Annotated in this window: 25 protein-coding genes; all 25 read left to right on the top strand. The window is 68.8% G+C overall.

The features are described from left to right. Positions 1-197: 197 nt before the first annotated feature. The 25 genes from rpsL to rplO all read left to right on the top strand — a co-directional run bounded on the left by rpsL (position 198) and on the right by rplO (position 14,823). Complete coding sequence (gene rpsL / locus AB1460_RS00425; protein ID WP_009740532.1) at positions 198-572, top strand: 30S ribosomal protein S12; 375 nt, start codon at positions 198-200, stop codon at positions 570-572. Beyond that, positions 572-1,042, top strand: coding sequence for a 30S ribosomal protein S7 (gene rpsG / locus AB1460_RS00420; protein WP_368958509.1), 471 nt, complete (start codon positions 572-574; stop codon positions 1,040-1,042). Before rpsL ends, rpsG begins: the two co-directional genes overlap by 1 nt. A 6-nt stretch (positions 1,043-1,048) precedes the next feature. Then, a complete protein-coding gene (gene fusA / locus AB1460_RS00415) occupies positions 1,049-3,145 on the top strand; it encodes an elongation factor G (protein WP_368958508.1) in 2,097 nt (698 codons plus the stop codon). 101 nt (positions 3,146-3,246) lie between these two features. Then, on the top strand, positions 3,247-4,440 hold the full coding sequence (gene tuf / locus AB1460_RS00410) for an elongation factor Tu (RefSeq protein ID WP_018505133.1): 1,194 nt from the start codon (positions 3,247-3,249) through the stop codon (positions 4,438-4,440). A gap of 300 nt (positions 4,441-4,740) precedes the next feature. Beyond that, the gene (rpsJ, locus tag AB1460_RS00405; protein ID WP_006539131.1) at positions 4,741-5,049 is read left to right on the top strand and encodes a 30S ribosomal protein S10; all 309 of its coding nucleotides are present in this window, start codon (positions 4,741-4,743) and stop codon (positions 5,047-5,049) included. Between the two features lie 18 nt (positions 5,050-5,067). Then, entirely contained in the window at positions 5,068-5,781 is a 714-nt protein-coding gene (rplC, locus tag AB1460_RS00400) for a 50S ribosomal protein L3 (RefSeq protein ID WP_018638474.1), read from the top strand. Further along, positions 5,778-6,509 (top strand): 50S ribosomal protein L4, encoded by a 732-nt coding sequence (rplD, locus tag AB1460_RS00395; protein WP_368958507.1) that lies wholly within the window; start codon positions 5,778-5,780, stop codon positions 6,507-6,509. The genes rplC and rplD overlap by 4 nt, the downstream gene beginning before the upstream one ends. Next, complete coding sequence (gene rplW / locus AB1460_RS00390) at positions 6,506-6,802, top strand: 50S ribosomal protein L23 (RefSeq protein ID WP_018505130.1); 297 nt, start codon at positions 6,506-6,508, stop codon at positions 6,800-6,802. The genes rplD and rplW overlap by 4 nt, the downstream gene beginning before the upstream one ends. A gap of 58 nt (positions 6,803-6,860) precedes the next feature. Next, complete coding sequence (gene rplB / locus AB1460_RS00385; RefSeq protein ID WP_018638472.1) at positions 6,861-7,694, top strand: 50S ribosomal protein L2; 834 nt, start codon at positions 6,861-6,863, stop codon at positions 7,692-7,694. A 75-nt stretch (positions 7,695-7,769) separates the two neighbouring features. After that, complete coding sequence (gene rpsS, locus AB1460_RS00380; RefSeq protein ID WP_018505128.1) at positions 7,770-8,051, top strand: 30S ribosomal protein S19; 282 nt, start codon at positions 7,770-7,772, stop codon at positions 8,049-8,051. Beyond that, the gene (gene rplV, locus AB1460_RS00375; protein WP_368958506.1) at positions 8,044-8,466 is read left to right on the top strand and encodes a 50S ribosomal protein L22; all 423 of its coding nucleotides are present in this window, start codon (positions 8,044-8,046) and stop codon (positions 8,464-8,466) included. Before rpsS ends, rplV begins: the two co-directional genes overlap by 8 nt. After that, on the top strand, positions 8,466-9,440 hold the full coding sequence (gene rpsC / locus AB1460_RS00370) for a 30S ribosomal protein S3 (RefSeq protein ID WP_368958505.1): 975 nt from the start codon (positions 8,466-8,468) through the stop codon (positions 9,438-9,440). Before rplV ends, rpsC begins: the two co-directional genes overlap by 1 nt. Before the next feature lie 5 nt (positions 9,441-9,445). Continuing rightward, on the top strand, positions 9,446-9,862 hold the full coding sequence (gene rplP / locus AB1460_RS00365) for a 50S ribosomal protein L16 (protein ID WP_018505125.1): 417 nt from the start codon (positions 9,446-9,448) through the stop codon (positions 9,860-9,862). Next, positions 9,862-10,110, top strand: a complete 249-nt coding sequence (gene rpmC / locus AB1460_RS00360) for a 50S ribosomal protein L29 (protein ID WP_018638468.1) — start codon at positions 9,862-9,864, stop codon at positions 10,108-10,110. Before rplP ends, rpmC begins: the two co-directional genes overlap by 1 nt. Positions 10,111-10,130: 20 nt before the next feature. Next, positions 10,131-10,439, top strand: coding sequence for a 30S ribosomal protein S17 (gene rpsQ, locus AB1460_RS00355; protein WP_368958504.1), 309 nt, complete (start codon positions 10,131-10,133; stop codon positions 10,437-10,439). 137 nt (positions 10,440-10,576) lie between these two features. Continuing rightward, positions 10,577-10,945: a 50S ribosomal protein L14 gene (gene rplN / locus AB1460_RS00350; RefSeq protein ID WP_006539142.1), complete on the top strand. Its 369-nt coding sequence runs from the start codon at positions 10,577-10,579 to the stop codon at positions 10,943-10,945. Positions 10,946-10,957: 12 nt separating this feature from the next. Then, complete coding sequence (gene rplX, locus AB1460_RS00345) at positions 10,958-11,275, top strand: 50S ribosomal protein L24 (protein ID WP_026311263.1); 318 nt, start codon at positions 10,958-10,960, stop codon at positions 11,273-11,275. A gap of 30 nt (positions 11,276-11,305) precedes the next feature. After that, positions 11,306-11,875, top strand: a complete 570-nt coding sequence (gene rplE / locus AB1460_RS00340) for a 50S ribosomal protein L5 (RefSeq protein ID WP_071083872.1) — start codon at positions 11,306-11,308, stop codon at positions 11,873-11,875. Between the two features lie 3 nt (positions 11,876-11,878). Next, on the top strand, positions 11,879-12,064 hold the full coding sequence (locus AB1460_RS00335) for a type Z 30S ribosomal protein S14 (protein ID WP_006539145.1): 186 nt from the start codon (positions 11,879-11,881) through the stop codon (positions 12,062-12,064). 96 nt (positions 12,065-12,160) lie between these two features. Next, complete coding sequence (rpsH, locus tag AB1460_RS00330) at positions 12,161-12,568, top strand: 30S ribosomal protein S8 (protein WP_018638464.1); 408 nt, start codon at positions 12,161-12,163, stop codon at positions 12,566-12,568. Positions 12,569-12,581: 13 nt separating this feature from the next. Then, entirely contained in the window at positions 12,582-13,118 is a 537-nt protein-coding gene (gene rplF / locus AB1460_RS00325) for a 50S ribosomal protein L6 (protein WP_018638463.1), read from the top strand. A gap of 10 nt (positions 13,119-13,128) precedes the next feature. Next, positions 13,129-13,503 (top strand): 50S ribosomal protein L18, encoded by a 375-nt coding sequence (gene rplR, locus AB1460_RS00320; protein WP_018638462.1) that lies wholly within the window; start codon positions 13,129-13,131, stop codon positions 13,501-13,503. A gap of 29 nt (positions 13,504-13,532) precedes the next feature. After that, a complete protein-coding gene (gene rpsE, locus AB1460_RS00315; RefSeq protein ID WP_006539149.1) occupies positions 13,533-14,141 on the top strand; it encodes a 30S ribosomal protein S5 in 609 nt (202 codons plus the stop codon). Then, positions 14,141-14,326, top strand: a complete 186-nt coding sequence (gene rpmD, locus AB1460_RS00310; RefSeq protein ID WP_071083874.1) for a 50S ribosomal protein L30 — start codon at positions 14,141-14,143, stop codon at positions 14,324-14,326. Before rpsE ends, rpmD begins: the two co-directional genes overlap by 1 nt. Beyond that, positions 14,326-14,823 (top strand): 50S ribosomal protein L15, encoded by a 498-nt coding sequence (gene rplO, locus AB1460_RS00305; protein WP_368958503.1) that lies wholly within the window; start codon positions 14,326-14,328, stop codon positions 14,821-14,823. Before rpmD ends, rplO begins: the two co-directional genes overlap by 1 nt. Positions 14,824-14,897 lie beyond the last annotated feature (74 nt).

Raw genomic sequence — 14,897 nt, 5'->3', positions numbered from 1 at the left:
CCTTACCGGGACGGTTCGGATCTTTCGAGCAGTCCTGAAGGGCGCGACACGCCCGACCGCGTGGGTCGGAAGGGAGCGCTCCGGCGCCCGTTCCGTGCCGACCGGCGGGGCCGCACCGCGACACAGCAGGCAGACAGGCCGGCCATCCGGGATGGCTGCCGAGGAGTACGACGAGGCACGAAGGAACGGGAGCGGCGTTGCCCACGATCCAGCAGTTGGTCCGCAAGGGCCGGCAGGACAAGGTCGAGAAGACCAAGACCCCGGCACTCAAGGGGAGCCCGCAGCGTCGTGGCGTGTGCACCCGCGTTTACACGACCACGCCCAAGAAGCCGAACTCGGCGCTGCGCAAGGTCGCCCGCGTCCGGCTCAACAGCGGGATCGAGGTCACCGCCTACATCCCGGGTGTTGGCCACAACCTGCAGGAGCACTCGATCGTGCTGGTGCGTGGCGGCCGAGTAAAGGACCTCCCGGGCGTCCGCTACAAGATCGTCCGGGGCGCCCTCGACACGCAGGGCGTCCGTAACCGGAAGCAGGCTCGCAGCCGCTACGGCGCGAAGAAGGAGAAGGGCTGATGCCGCGCAAGGGGCCAGCACCCAAGCACGCCGTCGTCATCGACCCGGTCTACGGCTCGCCGTTGGTGACCGCTCTGGTCAACAAGGTGCTGATGAGCGGCAAGAAGTCGGTGGCGGAGCGCATCGTGTACGGCGCGCTCGAGGGCGCCAAGAACAAGACCGGCAACGACCCGGTCGTCACGCTCAAGCGTGCGCTTGACAACGTCAAGCCCACCCTCGAGGTGCGTCCCCGTCGCGTCGGTGGCGCCACCTACCAGGTGCCGGTCGAGGTCCGCGCGGGCCGCAGCACGACGCTGGCGCTGCGCTGGATCGTCGGGTACTCCCGCGGTCGTCGTGAGAAGACGATGACCGAGCGCCTGATGAACGAGCTGATCGATGCGAGCAACGGCCTCGGCGCGAGCGTGAAGCGCCGGGAGGACACCCACAAGATGGCGGAGTCCAACAAGGCCTTCGCCCACTACCGCTGGTAACTCATCATGGCTGCTGACGCACGTTCCGCCCTGGCCGCGACCCGAAACATCGGGATCATGGCCCACATCGACGCGGGCAAGACCACCACCACCGAGCGCATCCTCTTCTACACCGGTGTGAACTACAAGATCGGTGAAGTTCACGAGGGTGGCGCCACGATGGACTGGATGGAGCAGGAGCAGGAGCGGGGGATCACCATCACCTCCGCCGCCACCACCTGTTCCTGGCGCGATCACACCATCAACATCATCGACACTCCGGGTCACGTCGACTTCACCGTCGAGGTGGAGCGTTCGCTGCGCGTCCTCGACGGCGCGGTCGCGGTGTTCGACGCCGTCGCCGGTGTCGAGCCGCAGAGCGAGACGGTGTGGAAGCAGGCCGACCGCTACGACGTCCCGCGGATCGCGTTCGTCAACAAGATGGACCGGGTCGGCGCCGAGTTCCACCGCTGCGTCGACATGATGGTCGACCGGCTGGACGCGACGCCCGCCGTCATCCAGCTTCCCTGGGGTGTCGAGGCCGACTTCCGTGGCGTGATCGACCTGATCCGCATGAAGGGCCTGCTCTGGCACACGGAGGACAAGGGCGCCTCCTACGAGACGGTTGACATCCCCGCCGACCATGCCGAAGCCGCGCAGGAATGGCGGGAGAAGCTGGTCGAGACCGTCGCCGAGAACGACGACGACCTCATGGAGCTGTACCTGGAGGGCGTGGAGCCCACCGAGGAGCAGCTCATGGCGGCGCTGCGGCGTGCCACGGTGGCCAGCAAGGTCAACCCGGTGCTCTGCGGTTCGGCCTTCAAGAACAAGGGCGTTCAGCCCATGCTCGACGCGGTGGTCGACTTCCTCCCCTCGCCGACCGACATCGGCGCGGTCACCGGCCACGCGGTCGGCAACGAGGAGACCGAGGTCATCCGTGAGGCTGAGGAGGACGCTCCGTTCTCCGCCCTGGCCTTCAAGATCATGTCGGACCCGTACGTCGGCAAGCTGACCTACATCCGGGTGTACTCCGGCAAGATCACCAGCGGTACCGCGGTGCTCAACTCCACCAAGGACCGCAAGGAGCGGATCGGCCGCATCCTGCAGATGCACGCCAACCACCGGGAGGACCGGGAAGGCGTGGGCGCGGGTCAGATCGTCGCCGTGGTGGGTCTGAAGAACACCACGACCGGCGACACGCTCTGCGACCCGAGCTCGCCGGTCATCCTCGAGTCGATGATCTTCCCTGCCCCGGTTATCGACGTCGCCATCGAGCCGAAGACCAAGGCTGACCAGCAGAAGCTGGGCACCGCGATCCAGCGGCTCACCGAAGAGGACCCGACCTTCCAGGTCCGCACCGACGAGGAGACCGGTCAGACGGTCATCGCCGGCATGGGTGAGCTGCACCTCGAGGTCTTCGTCGACCGGATGCGCCGTGAGTACGGCGTCGAGGCGAACGTCGGCAAGCCGCAGGTGGCCTACCGCGAGACCATCCGCCGCAAGGTGGAGAAGGTCGACTACACCCACAAGAAGCAGACGGGTGGCTCCGGCCAGTACGCTCGCGTGATCATCGACCTCGAGCCCTCCGGCGGCGACGGCGGCGGCTACGAGTTCCAGAACAAGGTGACGGGCGGGCGTATCCCCAAGGAGTTCATCCCCTCGGTGGACGCCGGCTGCCAGGAGGCCATGGAGTTCGGTGTCCTGGCCGGATACCAGCTGGTGGACGTCAAGGTCACCCTGCGGGACGGCCAGTTCCACGACGTGGACTCCTCCGAGCTCGCCTTCAAGATCGCCGGTTCGATGGCGTTCAAGGAGGCCGCGCGGAAGGCCGACCCGGTCATTCTCGAGCCGCTGATGTCGGTCGAGGTCACGACGCCCGAGGACCACATGGGTGACGTGATCGGCGACCTGAACTCGCGCCGCGGGCAGATCCAGGCGATGGACGAGCGGGGCGGTTCCCGCATCATCAGGGCCCTGGTGCCGCTGTCGGAGATGTTCGGGTACGTCGGTGACCTGCGGTCGAAGACCTCCGGTCGGGCGAGTTACTCGATGCAGTTCGACTCCTACGCCGAGGTTCCGCAGAACGTCGCCAAGGAGATCATCGCGAAGGCGCGAGGCGAGTAGTCAGGTCTCCCAGCGGGCCGGGGTGCCGGCACCACTGACGACAGTGCCGGCCCACTGACCACGACACAAGCACGACACCACCCGTCCTTGGAGGGACACCAGTGGCGAAGCAGAAGTTCGAGCGGACCAAGCCGCACGTCAACATCGGCACCATCGGTCACATCGACCATGGCAAGACGACGCTGACGGCAGCCATCACCAAGGTTCTGCACGACGCGCACCCGGACCTCAACCCCTTCACGCCGTTCGACCAGATCGACAAGGCGCCGGAGGAGAAGGCCCGCGGTATCACGATCTCGATCGCGCACGTCGAGTACCAGACCGACGCCCGGCACTACGCCCACGTCGACTGCCCCGGCCACGCGGACTACATCAAGAACATGATCACCGGTGCCGCGCAGATGGACGGCGCGATCCTGGTGGTCTCGGCGACCGACGGCCCGATGCCGCAGACGAAGGAGCACGTGCTCCTCGCCCGCCAGGTCGGCGTGCCCTACATCGTCGTCGCGCTCAACAAGGCCGACATGGTCGACGACGAGGAGATCCTCGAGCTCGTCGAGCTCGAGGTCCGGGAGCTCCTGAACACCTACGAGTTCCCCGGCGACGACGTCCCCGTGATCCGCGTCTCCGCGCTGAAGGCGCTGGAGGGCGACAAGGAGTGGGGCGCGAAGCTCCTCGAGCTCATGGCCGCGGTGGACGCGTCCATCCCCGAGCCCGAGCGTGACATCGACCGGCCGTTCCTCATGCCGATCGAGGACGTCTTCACGATCACTGGTCGTGGCACCGTCGTCACTGGTCGTATCGAGCGTGGAATCGTCAAGGTCAACGAGACCGTCGAGATCGTCGGCATCAAGCCGGAGACCACGACGACGACCGTGACCGGCGTCGAGATGTTCCGCAAGCTGCTCGACGAGGGCCAGGCCGGTGACAACGTCGGTCTGCTCCTGCGCGGCATCAAGCGCGAGGACGTCGAGCGCGGCCAGGTCATCGTCAAGCCGAAGTCGATCACCCCGCACACGGTGTTCGAGGCGCGTGTCTACATCCTCAACAAGGACGAGGGTGGCCGGCACACGCCGTTCTTCAAGAACTACCGGCCGCAGTTCTACTTCCGCACCACCGACGTGACCGGCGTCGTGACCCTCCCCGAGGGCACCGAGATGGTCATGCCGGGTGACAACACCGAGATGACGGTCGAGCTGATCCAGCCGATCGCCATGGAGGAGGGCCTGCGGTTCGCCATCCGTGAGGGTGGCCGGACCGTCGGTGCGGGCCAGGTTCTCAAGGTCATCAAGTAGTAGCCGCGGGCGGCGGGTGCCTCACAGGGCCCGCCGCCCACTGTTGCTGCCCGGCGGCACGCCGGGGCGCCTGGTGCGTCCCGGCCGGCGTGCGACCGGGAGTGGAGCAGGTAGCTGCCCGGGGGCTCGCGATGTGCGTGCCGACGGGCGTCAGACAAGGCGGTACACCCGGCACGAACCCGGCCCCGCCGGGTCGCCCGTCCTCGCGGCGGCGACCCGCGCCGCGGAGCTAGGCGAGGTCGACGGGGACCCGGTAGTAATACCGGCCGGACGAGACAGACAGGACAGGCGAAGCCCACCATGGCGGCACAGAAGATCCGCATCCGGCTCAAGGCCTATGACCACGAGGTCATCGACAGCTCGGCGCGGAAGATCGTCGAGACCGTGACGCGTACCGGTGCGCAGGTCGCGGGTCCGGTGCCGCTGCCGACGGAGAAGAACGTCTACTGCGTCATCCGGTCGCCGCACAAGTACAAGGACAGCCGCGAGCACTTCGAGATGCGGACGCACAAGCGGCTGATCGACATTCTTGACCCGACGCCGAAGACGGTCGACTCGCTGATGCGCCTCGACCTGCCCGCCGGCGTGGACATCGAGATCAAGCTGTAAGAGGGGCCGGCGCCAGTCATGCTCAACCGCAACTACAGAGGGCTCCTGGGCACCAAGCTCGGGATGACCCAGGTATGGGACGCGAACAACCGCGTCGTGCCGGTCACCGTCATTCAGGCCGGCCCCAACGTCGTGACCCAGGTCAAGACGCCCGACTCCGACGGCTATTCGGCCGTCCAGCTCGGCTACGGCGAGATCGACCCGCGGCGGATCAACAAGCCACTGCGTGGCCACTTCGAGACCTCGGGTGTCACTCCCCGGCGGCATCTGGTGGAGCTGCGTACCGCCGACGCCGGTAACTACCGTCCCGGCCAGCAGCTGACCGGTGAGGTGTTCGACGCCGGCCAGGTGGTCGACGTCACCGGTACCTCCAAGGGCAAGGGCTTCGCCGGTGTCATGAAGCGGCACGGCTTCAAGGGCCTGGGTGCCGGTCACGGTGTCGAGCGCAAGCACCGCTCCCCGGGTTCCGTCGGCGGCTGCGCCACTCCGGGACGGGTCTTCAAGGGCCTGCGGATGGCCGGCCGGATGGGGCACGACCGCGTGACCGTGGCCGGGCTGACCATCCACGCCGTCGACACCGAGCGTGGCTTCCTGCTGATCAAGGGTGCGATTCCCGGCCCCGACGGCGGTCTGGTCTTCGTTCGCAGCGCGGCCAAGCGCCCCGCTCCGGAGCCGGCCGCTCCGGTCGCGGCCACCGCGGCCGCCGGCACCGGTGAGGAGGCCTCGGCATGAGCCCGACGGCATCGATGACGAAGGAAGCCCCCGCCGAGGCGGATGCGCCCGCGGACCGCACGGTCCCGGTGCACGCCCCCGCGGGCGGCGACGCAGGCAGCGTCGAGCTGCCCGGCGCGGTGTTCGACGTGCCGGTGAACGTGCCGCTGATCCACCAGGTGGTCGTGGCGCAGCTCGCCGCGGCCCGGCAGGGCACGCACTCGACGAAGACCCGCGGCGAGGTCCGCGGCGGTGGGCGCAAGCCGTACCGCCAGAAGGGCACCGGCCGGGCTCGGCAGGGTTCGCTGCGCGCGCCGCAGTTCACCGGCGGTGGCATCGTCCACGGCCCGACGCCGCGCAACTACGACCAGCGGACACCCAAGAAGATGAAGGCCGCCGCGCTGCGCGGGGCCCTGTCGGACCGGGCCCGCAACGACCGGGTGCACGTGGTCTCGTCGCTGGTCGCCGGGGACGCCCCGTCGACGAAGTCGGCCGTGGCCGCGCTGACCAGCCTGGTCGCCGCGCGCCGTGTCCTGGTCGTGGCCTCCCGCTCGGACGAGCTGACCTGGCTCAGCCTGCGCAACGTGGCCGAGGTTCACCTGCTCGACCCGGGCCAGCTCAACACCTATGACGTGCTGGTGAGTGACGACGTGGTCTTCACCGAGGGTGCGCTCACCGCGTTCCTCGGCCGCGGCTCACGTCCGGCGGCCTCGGCTGGCACCTCGGCCAGCGAGGAGGAGGACAAGTGATCCCCGACCCGCGAGACATCATTCTCCGGCCGGTCGTCTCCGAGAAGAGCTACGGCCTGCTCGACGAGAACGTCTACACGTTCATCGTTCGCCCCGACGCGAACAAGACCCAGATCAAGCTCGCCGTGCAGAAGATCTTCAACGTGCGGGTCACCCGGGTCAACACGATCAACCGGGCGGGCAAGCGCAAGCGGACCAAGCACGGCTGGGGACACCGCTCGGCCACCAAGCGGGCGCTCGTCAGCCTCGCGCCCGGTGACAGCATTGAGATCTTCGGAGGCCCCGGTGCCTGACACCCGCGTGGGGCGTACCCGGGTGCCGCTCGGCCCGGCGTCGGATCGGAAGTAGAACATGGGTATTCGCAGGTACAAGCCGACGACGCCGGGGCGTCGTGGGTCGAGCGTCGCGGACTTCGTCGAGATCACCCGTGATCACCCGGAGAAGTCGCTCGTCCGCCCGCTGCACTCCAAGGGCGGTCGTAACGTCCACGGGCGGATCACGACCCGCCACCAGGGCGGCGGTCACAAGCGCGCCTACCGGATCATCGACTTCCGGCGGGACAAGGACGGTGTGCCGGCCAAGGTCGCGCACATCGAGTACGACCCGAACCGCACCGCGCGGATCGCTCTGCTGCACTACCTCGACGGCGAGAAGCGCTACATCCTCGCCCCGGTGAAGCTGCGCCAGGGCGACATGGTCAGCTCGGGCGTCGGCGCGGACATCAAGCCGGGCAACGCCCTGCCGCTGCGCAACATCCCGACCGGCACCGTGGTCCATGCCATCGAGCTGCGTCCCGGCGGCGGCGCCAAGATCGCTCGCAGCGCCGGCACCAGTGTGCAGCTCGTCGCCAAGGACGGTCCGTACGCGCAGCTCCGGATGCCCTCCGGTGAGATCCGCAACGTCGACGTGCGCTGCCGCGCCACCGTCGGCGAGGTCGGTAACGCCGAGCAGAGCAACATCAACTGGGGCAAGGCCGGCCGGATGCGCTGGAAGGGCCGCCGTCCCACCGTCCGTGGTGTCGCGATGAACCCGGTCGACCACCCCCATGGTGGTGGTGAGGGCAAGACCTCCGGTGGCCGCCACCCGGTCAACCCGAAGGGCCGTCCGGAGGGCCGCACCCGCCGTACGAAGAAGTCCAGCGACGCGCTGATCGTCCGGCGCCGCAAGCAGAACAGGCGGCGGTAGTCATGACCCTGCTCGCCTGGCTGCCGGCCAGTTCGATCCGCACCCACCACTGAGCAGGAAGGAGGAGACACAGCCATGCCACGCAGTCTTAAGAAGGGCCCGTTCGTCGACGACCACCTGCTCAAGAAGGTGGACGTTCAGAACGAGAAGGGCACCAAGCACGTCATCCGGACCTGGTCGCGTCGTTCGACCGTGATCCCCGACATGCTGGGCCACACCATCGCGGTGCACGACGGGCGCAAGCACGTCCCCGTGTTCATCACCGAGGGAATGGTCGGGCACAAGCTCGGCGAGTTCGCGCCCACGCGCACCTTCCGCGGGCACGTCAAGGAGGACCGGAGGTCACGCCGTGGCTGACGACCTGGTTGATGGCCTGACCCGCTCGGGCCTGCCCGGCGCCAGGGCGACCGCCCGGTACGTGCACACCTCCCCGACAAAGGCCCGCCGGGTCATCGACCTGGTCCGTGGCCGGGCTGCCGGCGAGGCGCTCGACATCCTGCGGTTCGCGCCGCAGGCGGCGAGCACGGATGTCTACAAGGTCGTGGCGAGCGCGGTGGCCAACGCCGAGAACAACCACGATCTCGACCCGGCGACGCTGTGGATCGCATCCGCGTTCGTCGACGAGGGACCCACGCTCAAGCGCATCCGGCCCCGCGCCCAGGGCCGGGCATACCGGATCCGCAAGCGCACCAGCCACATCACGATCGTGGTGGAGAGCCGGGAACCGGTCGCGACGGGCGCCGGCGCCAGGACGACTAGGAGGGCCCGGTAGTGGGGCAGAAGGTAAACCCGCACGGGTTCCGACTTGGCATCACGTCGGAGTTCACCTCCCGTTGGTACGCCGACAAGCAGTACAAGGCGTACGTCGGTGAGGACGTCAAGATCCGCAAGATGATGTCCAAGGGCATGGAGCGGGCCGGTATCAGCCGGGTCGACATCGAGCGCACCCAGGGCCGGCTGCGGGTGGACATCCACACCGCCCGCCCGGGCATCGTGATCGGCCGGCGTGGCGCCGAGGCCGACCGCATCCGCGGTGACCTCGAGAAGCTCACCGGCAAGCAGGTGCAGCTCAACATCCTCGAGGTGAAGAACCCTGAGGTCGACGCGCAGCTCGTGGCACAGGGCGTCGCCGAGCAGCTCTCCAGCCGGGTCAGCTTCCGTCGCGCGATGCGCAAGGCCATGCAGTCGGCGATGAAGAGCGGCGCCAAGGGCATCCGGGTGCAGTGCTCGGGTCGTCTCGGCGGTGCCGAGATGAGCCGGTCGGAGTTCTACCGCGAGGGTCGGGTGCCGCTGCACACGCTGCGCGCGGACATCGACTACGGCTTCTACGAGGCCCGGACGAACTTCGGCCGCATCGGCGTGAAGGTCTGGATCTACAAGGGCGACATCGTCCAGAGCCGCGCGGAGCGGGAGGCCCAGGAGGCGCTCCTGCGCCAGCAGCGCCGGGAACGGCCGCGACGCGGGCCGCGCTCGGGTTCCTCGGGCACCACGCAGGGCGGAACGGACGCGGGTCGCGCGGCGGCTCGTGCCGGTGACCGGCGCGGTCGCGGTGGTAGCGGCGGCGCCGGTGGTGCCGGCGGCAGCGGCGGTGGCGGTGCGGAGAAGGCCGCGGCTGAGAAGGCGACGGTCGAGACCACGCCGGCCAGCACTGCGCCGGCTGAGACCGCCGCACCTGCCGCGCCCGAGGCGACGTCGGCCCCGGCGGTCACCGAGACCCAGGGCACGCCGGAGAAGGCGGAGGGTTAGGAAACATGCTTATTCCCCGGAAGGTCGCGCACCGCAAGCAGCACCACCCCAAGCGGACGGGCGCGGCCAAGGGCGGCACCAGGATCGCCTTCGGTGAGTACGCGATCCAGTCGTTGGAGTCGGCCTACGTGACGAACCGGCAGATCGAGTCGGCGCGTATCGCGATGACCCGGCACATCCGGCGTGGTGGAAAGGTCTGGATCAACATCTACCCGGACCGTCCGCTCACCAAGAAGCCTGCCGAGACCCGGATGGGTTCCGGCAAGGGCTCCCCGGAGTGGTGGGTCGCGAACGTGAAGCCCGGACGCATCATGTTCGAGCTTTCCGGTGTGGCCGAGCCCGTCGCCCGTGAGGCGATGCGTCGGGCCATCCACAAGCTGCCGATGAAGTGCCGCTTCGTGACCCGTGAGGGTGGTGCCTGATGGCTGTCACGACTGCGGACGACCTGCGCGCGCTGTCCAGCACCGAGCTGGTGGACAAGCTTCGGGAGGCCAAGGAGGAGCTGTTCAACCTCCGTTTCCAGGGCGCGACCGGGCAGCTGCGCAACAACCGGCGGCTGCGTGACGTCCGTCGGGACATCGCCCGGATCTACACGGTCATGCGCGAGCGCGAGCTCGGCCTGAGCGATGACCCGGCCGTCGCGGCGGACGCCGCCGGTTCGGACGCGTGAGTGCAGTGAGCGGAGACGAAGTGAGCGACACCAGCACGGACAGCACGACCACCACCGCGCCCGCGGACGCGTCCACCGAGCGCGGCTTCCGCAAGGTGCGGGAGGGGCTGGTCATCAGCGAGAAGATGCAGAAGACGGTCGTCGTCGCGGTGGAGGACCGGGTCCAGCACCCGCTCTACGGCAAGACGATCCGCCGCACCAAGCGGGTCAAGGCGCACGACGAGAGCGGCAACGTGGGCGTGGGTGACCGCGTCCTGCTGATGGAGACCCGGCCGTTGTCGGCCACCAAGCGCTGGCGGGTCGTCCAGGTCCTCGAGAAGGCGAAGTAGGTCCTTCGGGACCTCGGGGGCTCGCGAGCTGCGGGCCCCCGGCCGGCCGGGCGCGGTGACCTCGCGGTCGTCACCGGCGGCAGGGGAGAGAGCCGGCCGGCGGCGGTCGGGCGGCAACGGGTGATCAGGAGCAGAAAGTGATTCAGCAGGAGTCGCGACTTCGGGTCGCCGACAACACCGGAGCCAGGGAAATTCTGTGCATCCGCGTGCTCGGCGGCTCTGGGCGTCGTTACGCGGGGATCGGCGACATCATCGTCGGAACGGTGAAGGACGCCCTGCCCGGCGCCGGCGTGAAGCGCGGCGACGTGGTCAAGGCGGTCGTGGTGCGCACCACCAAGGAGCGGCGGCGCCCGGACGGCTCCTACATCCGGTTCGACGAGAACGCGGCGGTCCTCATCCGCGATGGCGGAGACCCCCGCGGTACCCGCATCTTCGGCCCGGTCGGCCGTGAGCTGCGGGACAAGCGTTTCATGAAGATCATTTCGCTGGCGCCGGAGGTGCTGTAGACCGTGGCCGGTATGAAGATCAAGAAGGGCGACACGGTCCAGATCGTCACAGGTAAGGACCGTGGCCTGAAGGGCAAGGTCATCCGGGCCATCCCCGACCAGAACAAGGTCGTGGTCGAGGGCGCGAACCGGGTCACCCGGCACACCCGCGTCCAGCAGAGCCAGCGCGGCTCGCAGTCCGGCGGGATCGTCACCCAGGAGGCGCCGATCCACGTCAGCAACGTGATGATCGTCGATCCGTCTGACGGCCGGCCGACCCGCATCGGCTACCGCTTCAACGAGGACGGCACCAAGGTCCGGATCTCGCGCCGCACCGGTGCCGAGCTCTAGGCCCCCGGCGCAAGGCTAGGAAACGAGACAATGAGTGTGACCACGGAAGCCCGGCCGGTCCCTCGGCTGAAGCAGCGGTACCGCGCCGAGATCGCCCCGGCGTTGCGGGAGGAGTTCTCCTACGGCAACGTCATGCAGATCCCCGGTGTGGTGAAGGTCGTCGTCAACATGGGCGTCGGTGACGCCGCCCGGGACGCGAAGCTGATCGACGGTGCCACCCGCGACCTGGCGGCCATCACCGGCCAGAAGCCCGCGGTGCGGCGAGCCAAGAAGTCGATCGCCCAGTTCAAGCTGCGCGAGGGCCAGCCCATCGGGGCGAAGGTGACTCTGCGCGGCGATCGCATGTGGGAGTTCCTCGACCGGCTGGTCTCGATCGCGTTGCCCCGCATCCGTGACTTCCGCGGACTGTCGCCGAAGCAGTTCGACGGCGCGGGGAACTACACGTTCGGTGTGACCGAGCAGTCGATCTTCCACGAGATCGACATCGACAGGATCGACCGGGTCCGGGGCATGGACATCACGGTCGTCACGACCGCGACCAACGACGACGAGGGCCGGGCGCTGCTGAGGGCGCTGGGCTTCCCGTTCCGGGAGAGCTGAGAGATGGCGAAGAAGGCGCTGGTCGAGAAGGCCGCCCGTAAGCCGAAGTACGCCGTGCGCGGCTACACCCGCTGCCAGCGGTGTGGCCGTCCGCGCTCGGTGTACCGCGTGTTCGGCCTGTGCCGGGTGTGCCTGCGGCAGATGGCCCACCGCGGCGAACTGCCTGGCGTGACAAAGAGCTCCTGGTAGTCCCGGAGCTCCTGGTAGTACCCACACGATCGCGGTAGGCCCGCGTGCCCCCTGGGGCGCGAGGAGCGGGAACCGCCGTGAGAAAGGCGCCAAGCCATGACGATGACCGATCCGATCGCGGACATGCTCACCCGTGTCCGCAACGCCAACCGGGCTTATCACGACCGGGTGGTGATGCCGCACAGCAAGATCAAGACCCACATCGCCGAGATCCTCCAGCAGGAGGGCTACATCCTCGGCTGGCACGTCGAGGACCCCGCCGAGGGCGCGGTCGGCCGTTCGCTGATCGTCGACCTGAAGTACGGCCCGAACCGGGAGCGTTCCATCGCGGGCGTGAAGCGGATCAGCAAGCCCGGTCTGCGCGTCTACGCGAAGTCGACGGGTCTGCCGAAGGTCCTTGGCGGCCTGGGCGTCGCGATCATCTCCACCTCGTCGGGGCTGCTGACCGACAGGCAGGCCGGCAAGCGGGGCGTGGGCGGAGAAGTCCTCGCCTACGTCTGGTAAGGAAGGCGCAACGATGTCACGGATCGGGCGCCAGCCCATCAGTGTTCCCAGCGGCGTCGAGGTCAGCCTCGACGGCCTGACGGTGACGGTCAAGGGGCCCAAGGGCACCCTGAGCCACACCGTCGTGGAGCCGATCGAGGTCGCCCGCGAGGACGGTCAGATCGTCGTCAGCCGGCCGAACGACGAGCGGCGCAGCCGCTCGCTGCACGGCCTCACCCGCACCCTGGTCTCCAACATGGTCGTCGGGGTCACCAACGGATACTCGAAGACCCTGGAGATCGTCGGGGTCGGTTACCGTGTCCAGGCCCGGGGCTCGGACCTGGAGTTCGCACTCGGCTACAGCCACCCGGTCCCCGTGAAGGCTCCCGAGGGCATCCGGTTCGAGGTGCAGACCCCGACCCGCTTCGTCGTGCACGGCATCGACAAGCAGCAGGTCGGCGAGGTCGCAGCCAAGATCCGCGGACTGCGCAAGCCCGACCCGTACAAGGGCAAGGGCGTGCGGTACCAGGGCGAGGTCGTTCGCCGCAAGGTCGGGAAGACCGGGAAGTAGGTAGACAGACATGGCAGTGAGCCTCAGCGCCAGCGCGCGCCGGCGGACGGCCAAGCTCCGCCGCCACGTTCGCGTGCGCAAGAAGGTGGCGGGAACGCCGACCCGGCCGCGTCTCGTCGTCACCCGGTCCTCGCGGCACATCTACGCCCAGGTCATCGACGACGTCGCCGGCCACACCCTGGCCTCCGCGTCCACGCTGGAGGTCGACCTGCGTGCCTCCGACGGGGACAAGAGCGCCAAGGCCCGCGAGGTCGGCCGCATCGTCGCGGAGCGTGCCCGCGCCGCCGGTGTCGACGCCGTGGTCTTCGACCGTGGCGGTCGCACCTACCACGGCCGTATCGCCGCTTTGGCGGACGCGGCCCGCGAGGGCGGGCTGAACTTCTGATGACCACAGTTACTAGGGAGATGTTCTAGATGCCAGGCCAGCAGCGCCGCGGAGGCGGCTCCGGCGGTTCCGACCGCCGCGAGCGCCGCGACCGTTCGGGCGGTGGCCCGGCGCAGGAGAAGACCGCTTACGTCGAGCGGGTCGTCGCCATCAACCGCGTGGCGAAGGTCGTCAAGGGCGGTCGCCGCTTCAGCTTCACCGCGCTCGTCGTCGTGGGTGACGCGGACGGCACCGTCGGCGTCGGCTACGGCAAGGCCAAGGAGGTCCCGGCGGCCATCGCCAAGGGCGTCGAAGAGGCCAAGAAGCACTTCTTCAAGGTGCCGCGCATCGGCTCCACCATCCCGCACCCGGTGCAGGGTGAGGATGCCGCCGGTGTCGTGCTCCTCAAGCCCGCCTCGCCCGGTACCGGCGTCATCGCCGGTGGCCCGGTGCGCGCGGTGCTGGAGTGTGCCGGGGTGCACGACGTCCTGTCGAAGTCGCTCGGGTCGTCCAACCCGATCAACATCGTGCACGCCACTGTGGCGGCGCTGCGCGGGCTGATGCGGCCGGAGGAGATCGCGGCCCGTCGCGGTCTGCCGCTCGAGGACGTCGCTCCGCCGGCCATGCTGCGTGCGCGGGCGGCCGGGGTCGGTGCGTGATGGCAAAGCTGCGCATCACCCAGGTCCGCTCCGAGATCGGCGGCACCCGCAACCAGCGCGAGACGCTGCGGACGCTGGGTCTGCGCCGCATCAACGGCAGCACCGTCCGTGAGGATCGTCCCGAGGTGCGTGGGATGATCGCGACCGTGACCCATCTTGTGCGGGTCGAGGAGGTGGACTCCTGATGGCCGAGAAGACGCTGGAGAAGGCGGACTCCGCCACCGCGGAGGAGCCCCGCGGCAGCGGGCTGAAGGTCCACCACCTTCGCCCCGCGCCGGGTGCCCACAAGAAGAAGCAGCGCGTGGGCCGCGGCGAGGGCTCCAAGGGCAAGACGGCGGGGCGTGGCACCAAGGGCTCCAAGGCCCGCAAGCAGGTGCCGATCCGCTTCGAGGGCGGCCAGATGCCGCTGCACATGCGGGTCCCCAAGCTCAAGGGGTTCCGCAACCGCTTCCGCACCGAGTACCAGGTGGTGAATGTCGCCACCCTCGGCGAGCTCTTCCCGGACGGCGGCACCATCGGTGTCGACGACCTGGTGGCCGCTGGCGCTGTCCGGTCGAAGTCCCTGGTCAAGGTGCTCGGTGACGGTGAGATCGGCGTGGCGGTCCAGGTGACCGCACATGCCTTCTCCGGTTCGGCGAAGCAGAAGATCGAGGCTGCCGGAGGCACTGTCTCCCAGGCGTGACCGCTCGCCTCGGGACGGGCGTGACCACGCCCGTCCCGAGGCGTTTGCTTTGTGCCGGTGGTATCCGGTCGGGC

Origin of the sequence: Parafrankia sp. FMc2, assembly GCF_041008525.1 — a bacterium.
In the GTDB taxonomy this organism is placed as follows: domain Bacteria; phylum Actinomycetota; class Actinomycetes; order Frankiales; family Frankiaceae; genus Parafrankia.
The sequence above is the reverse complement of the archived record's forward strand: the minus strand, read 5'-3'. Positions and strand labels throughout refer to the sequence as shown.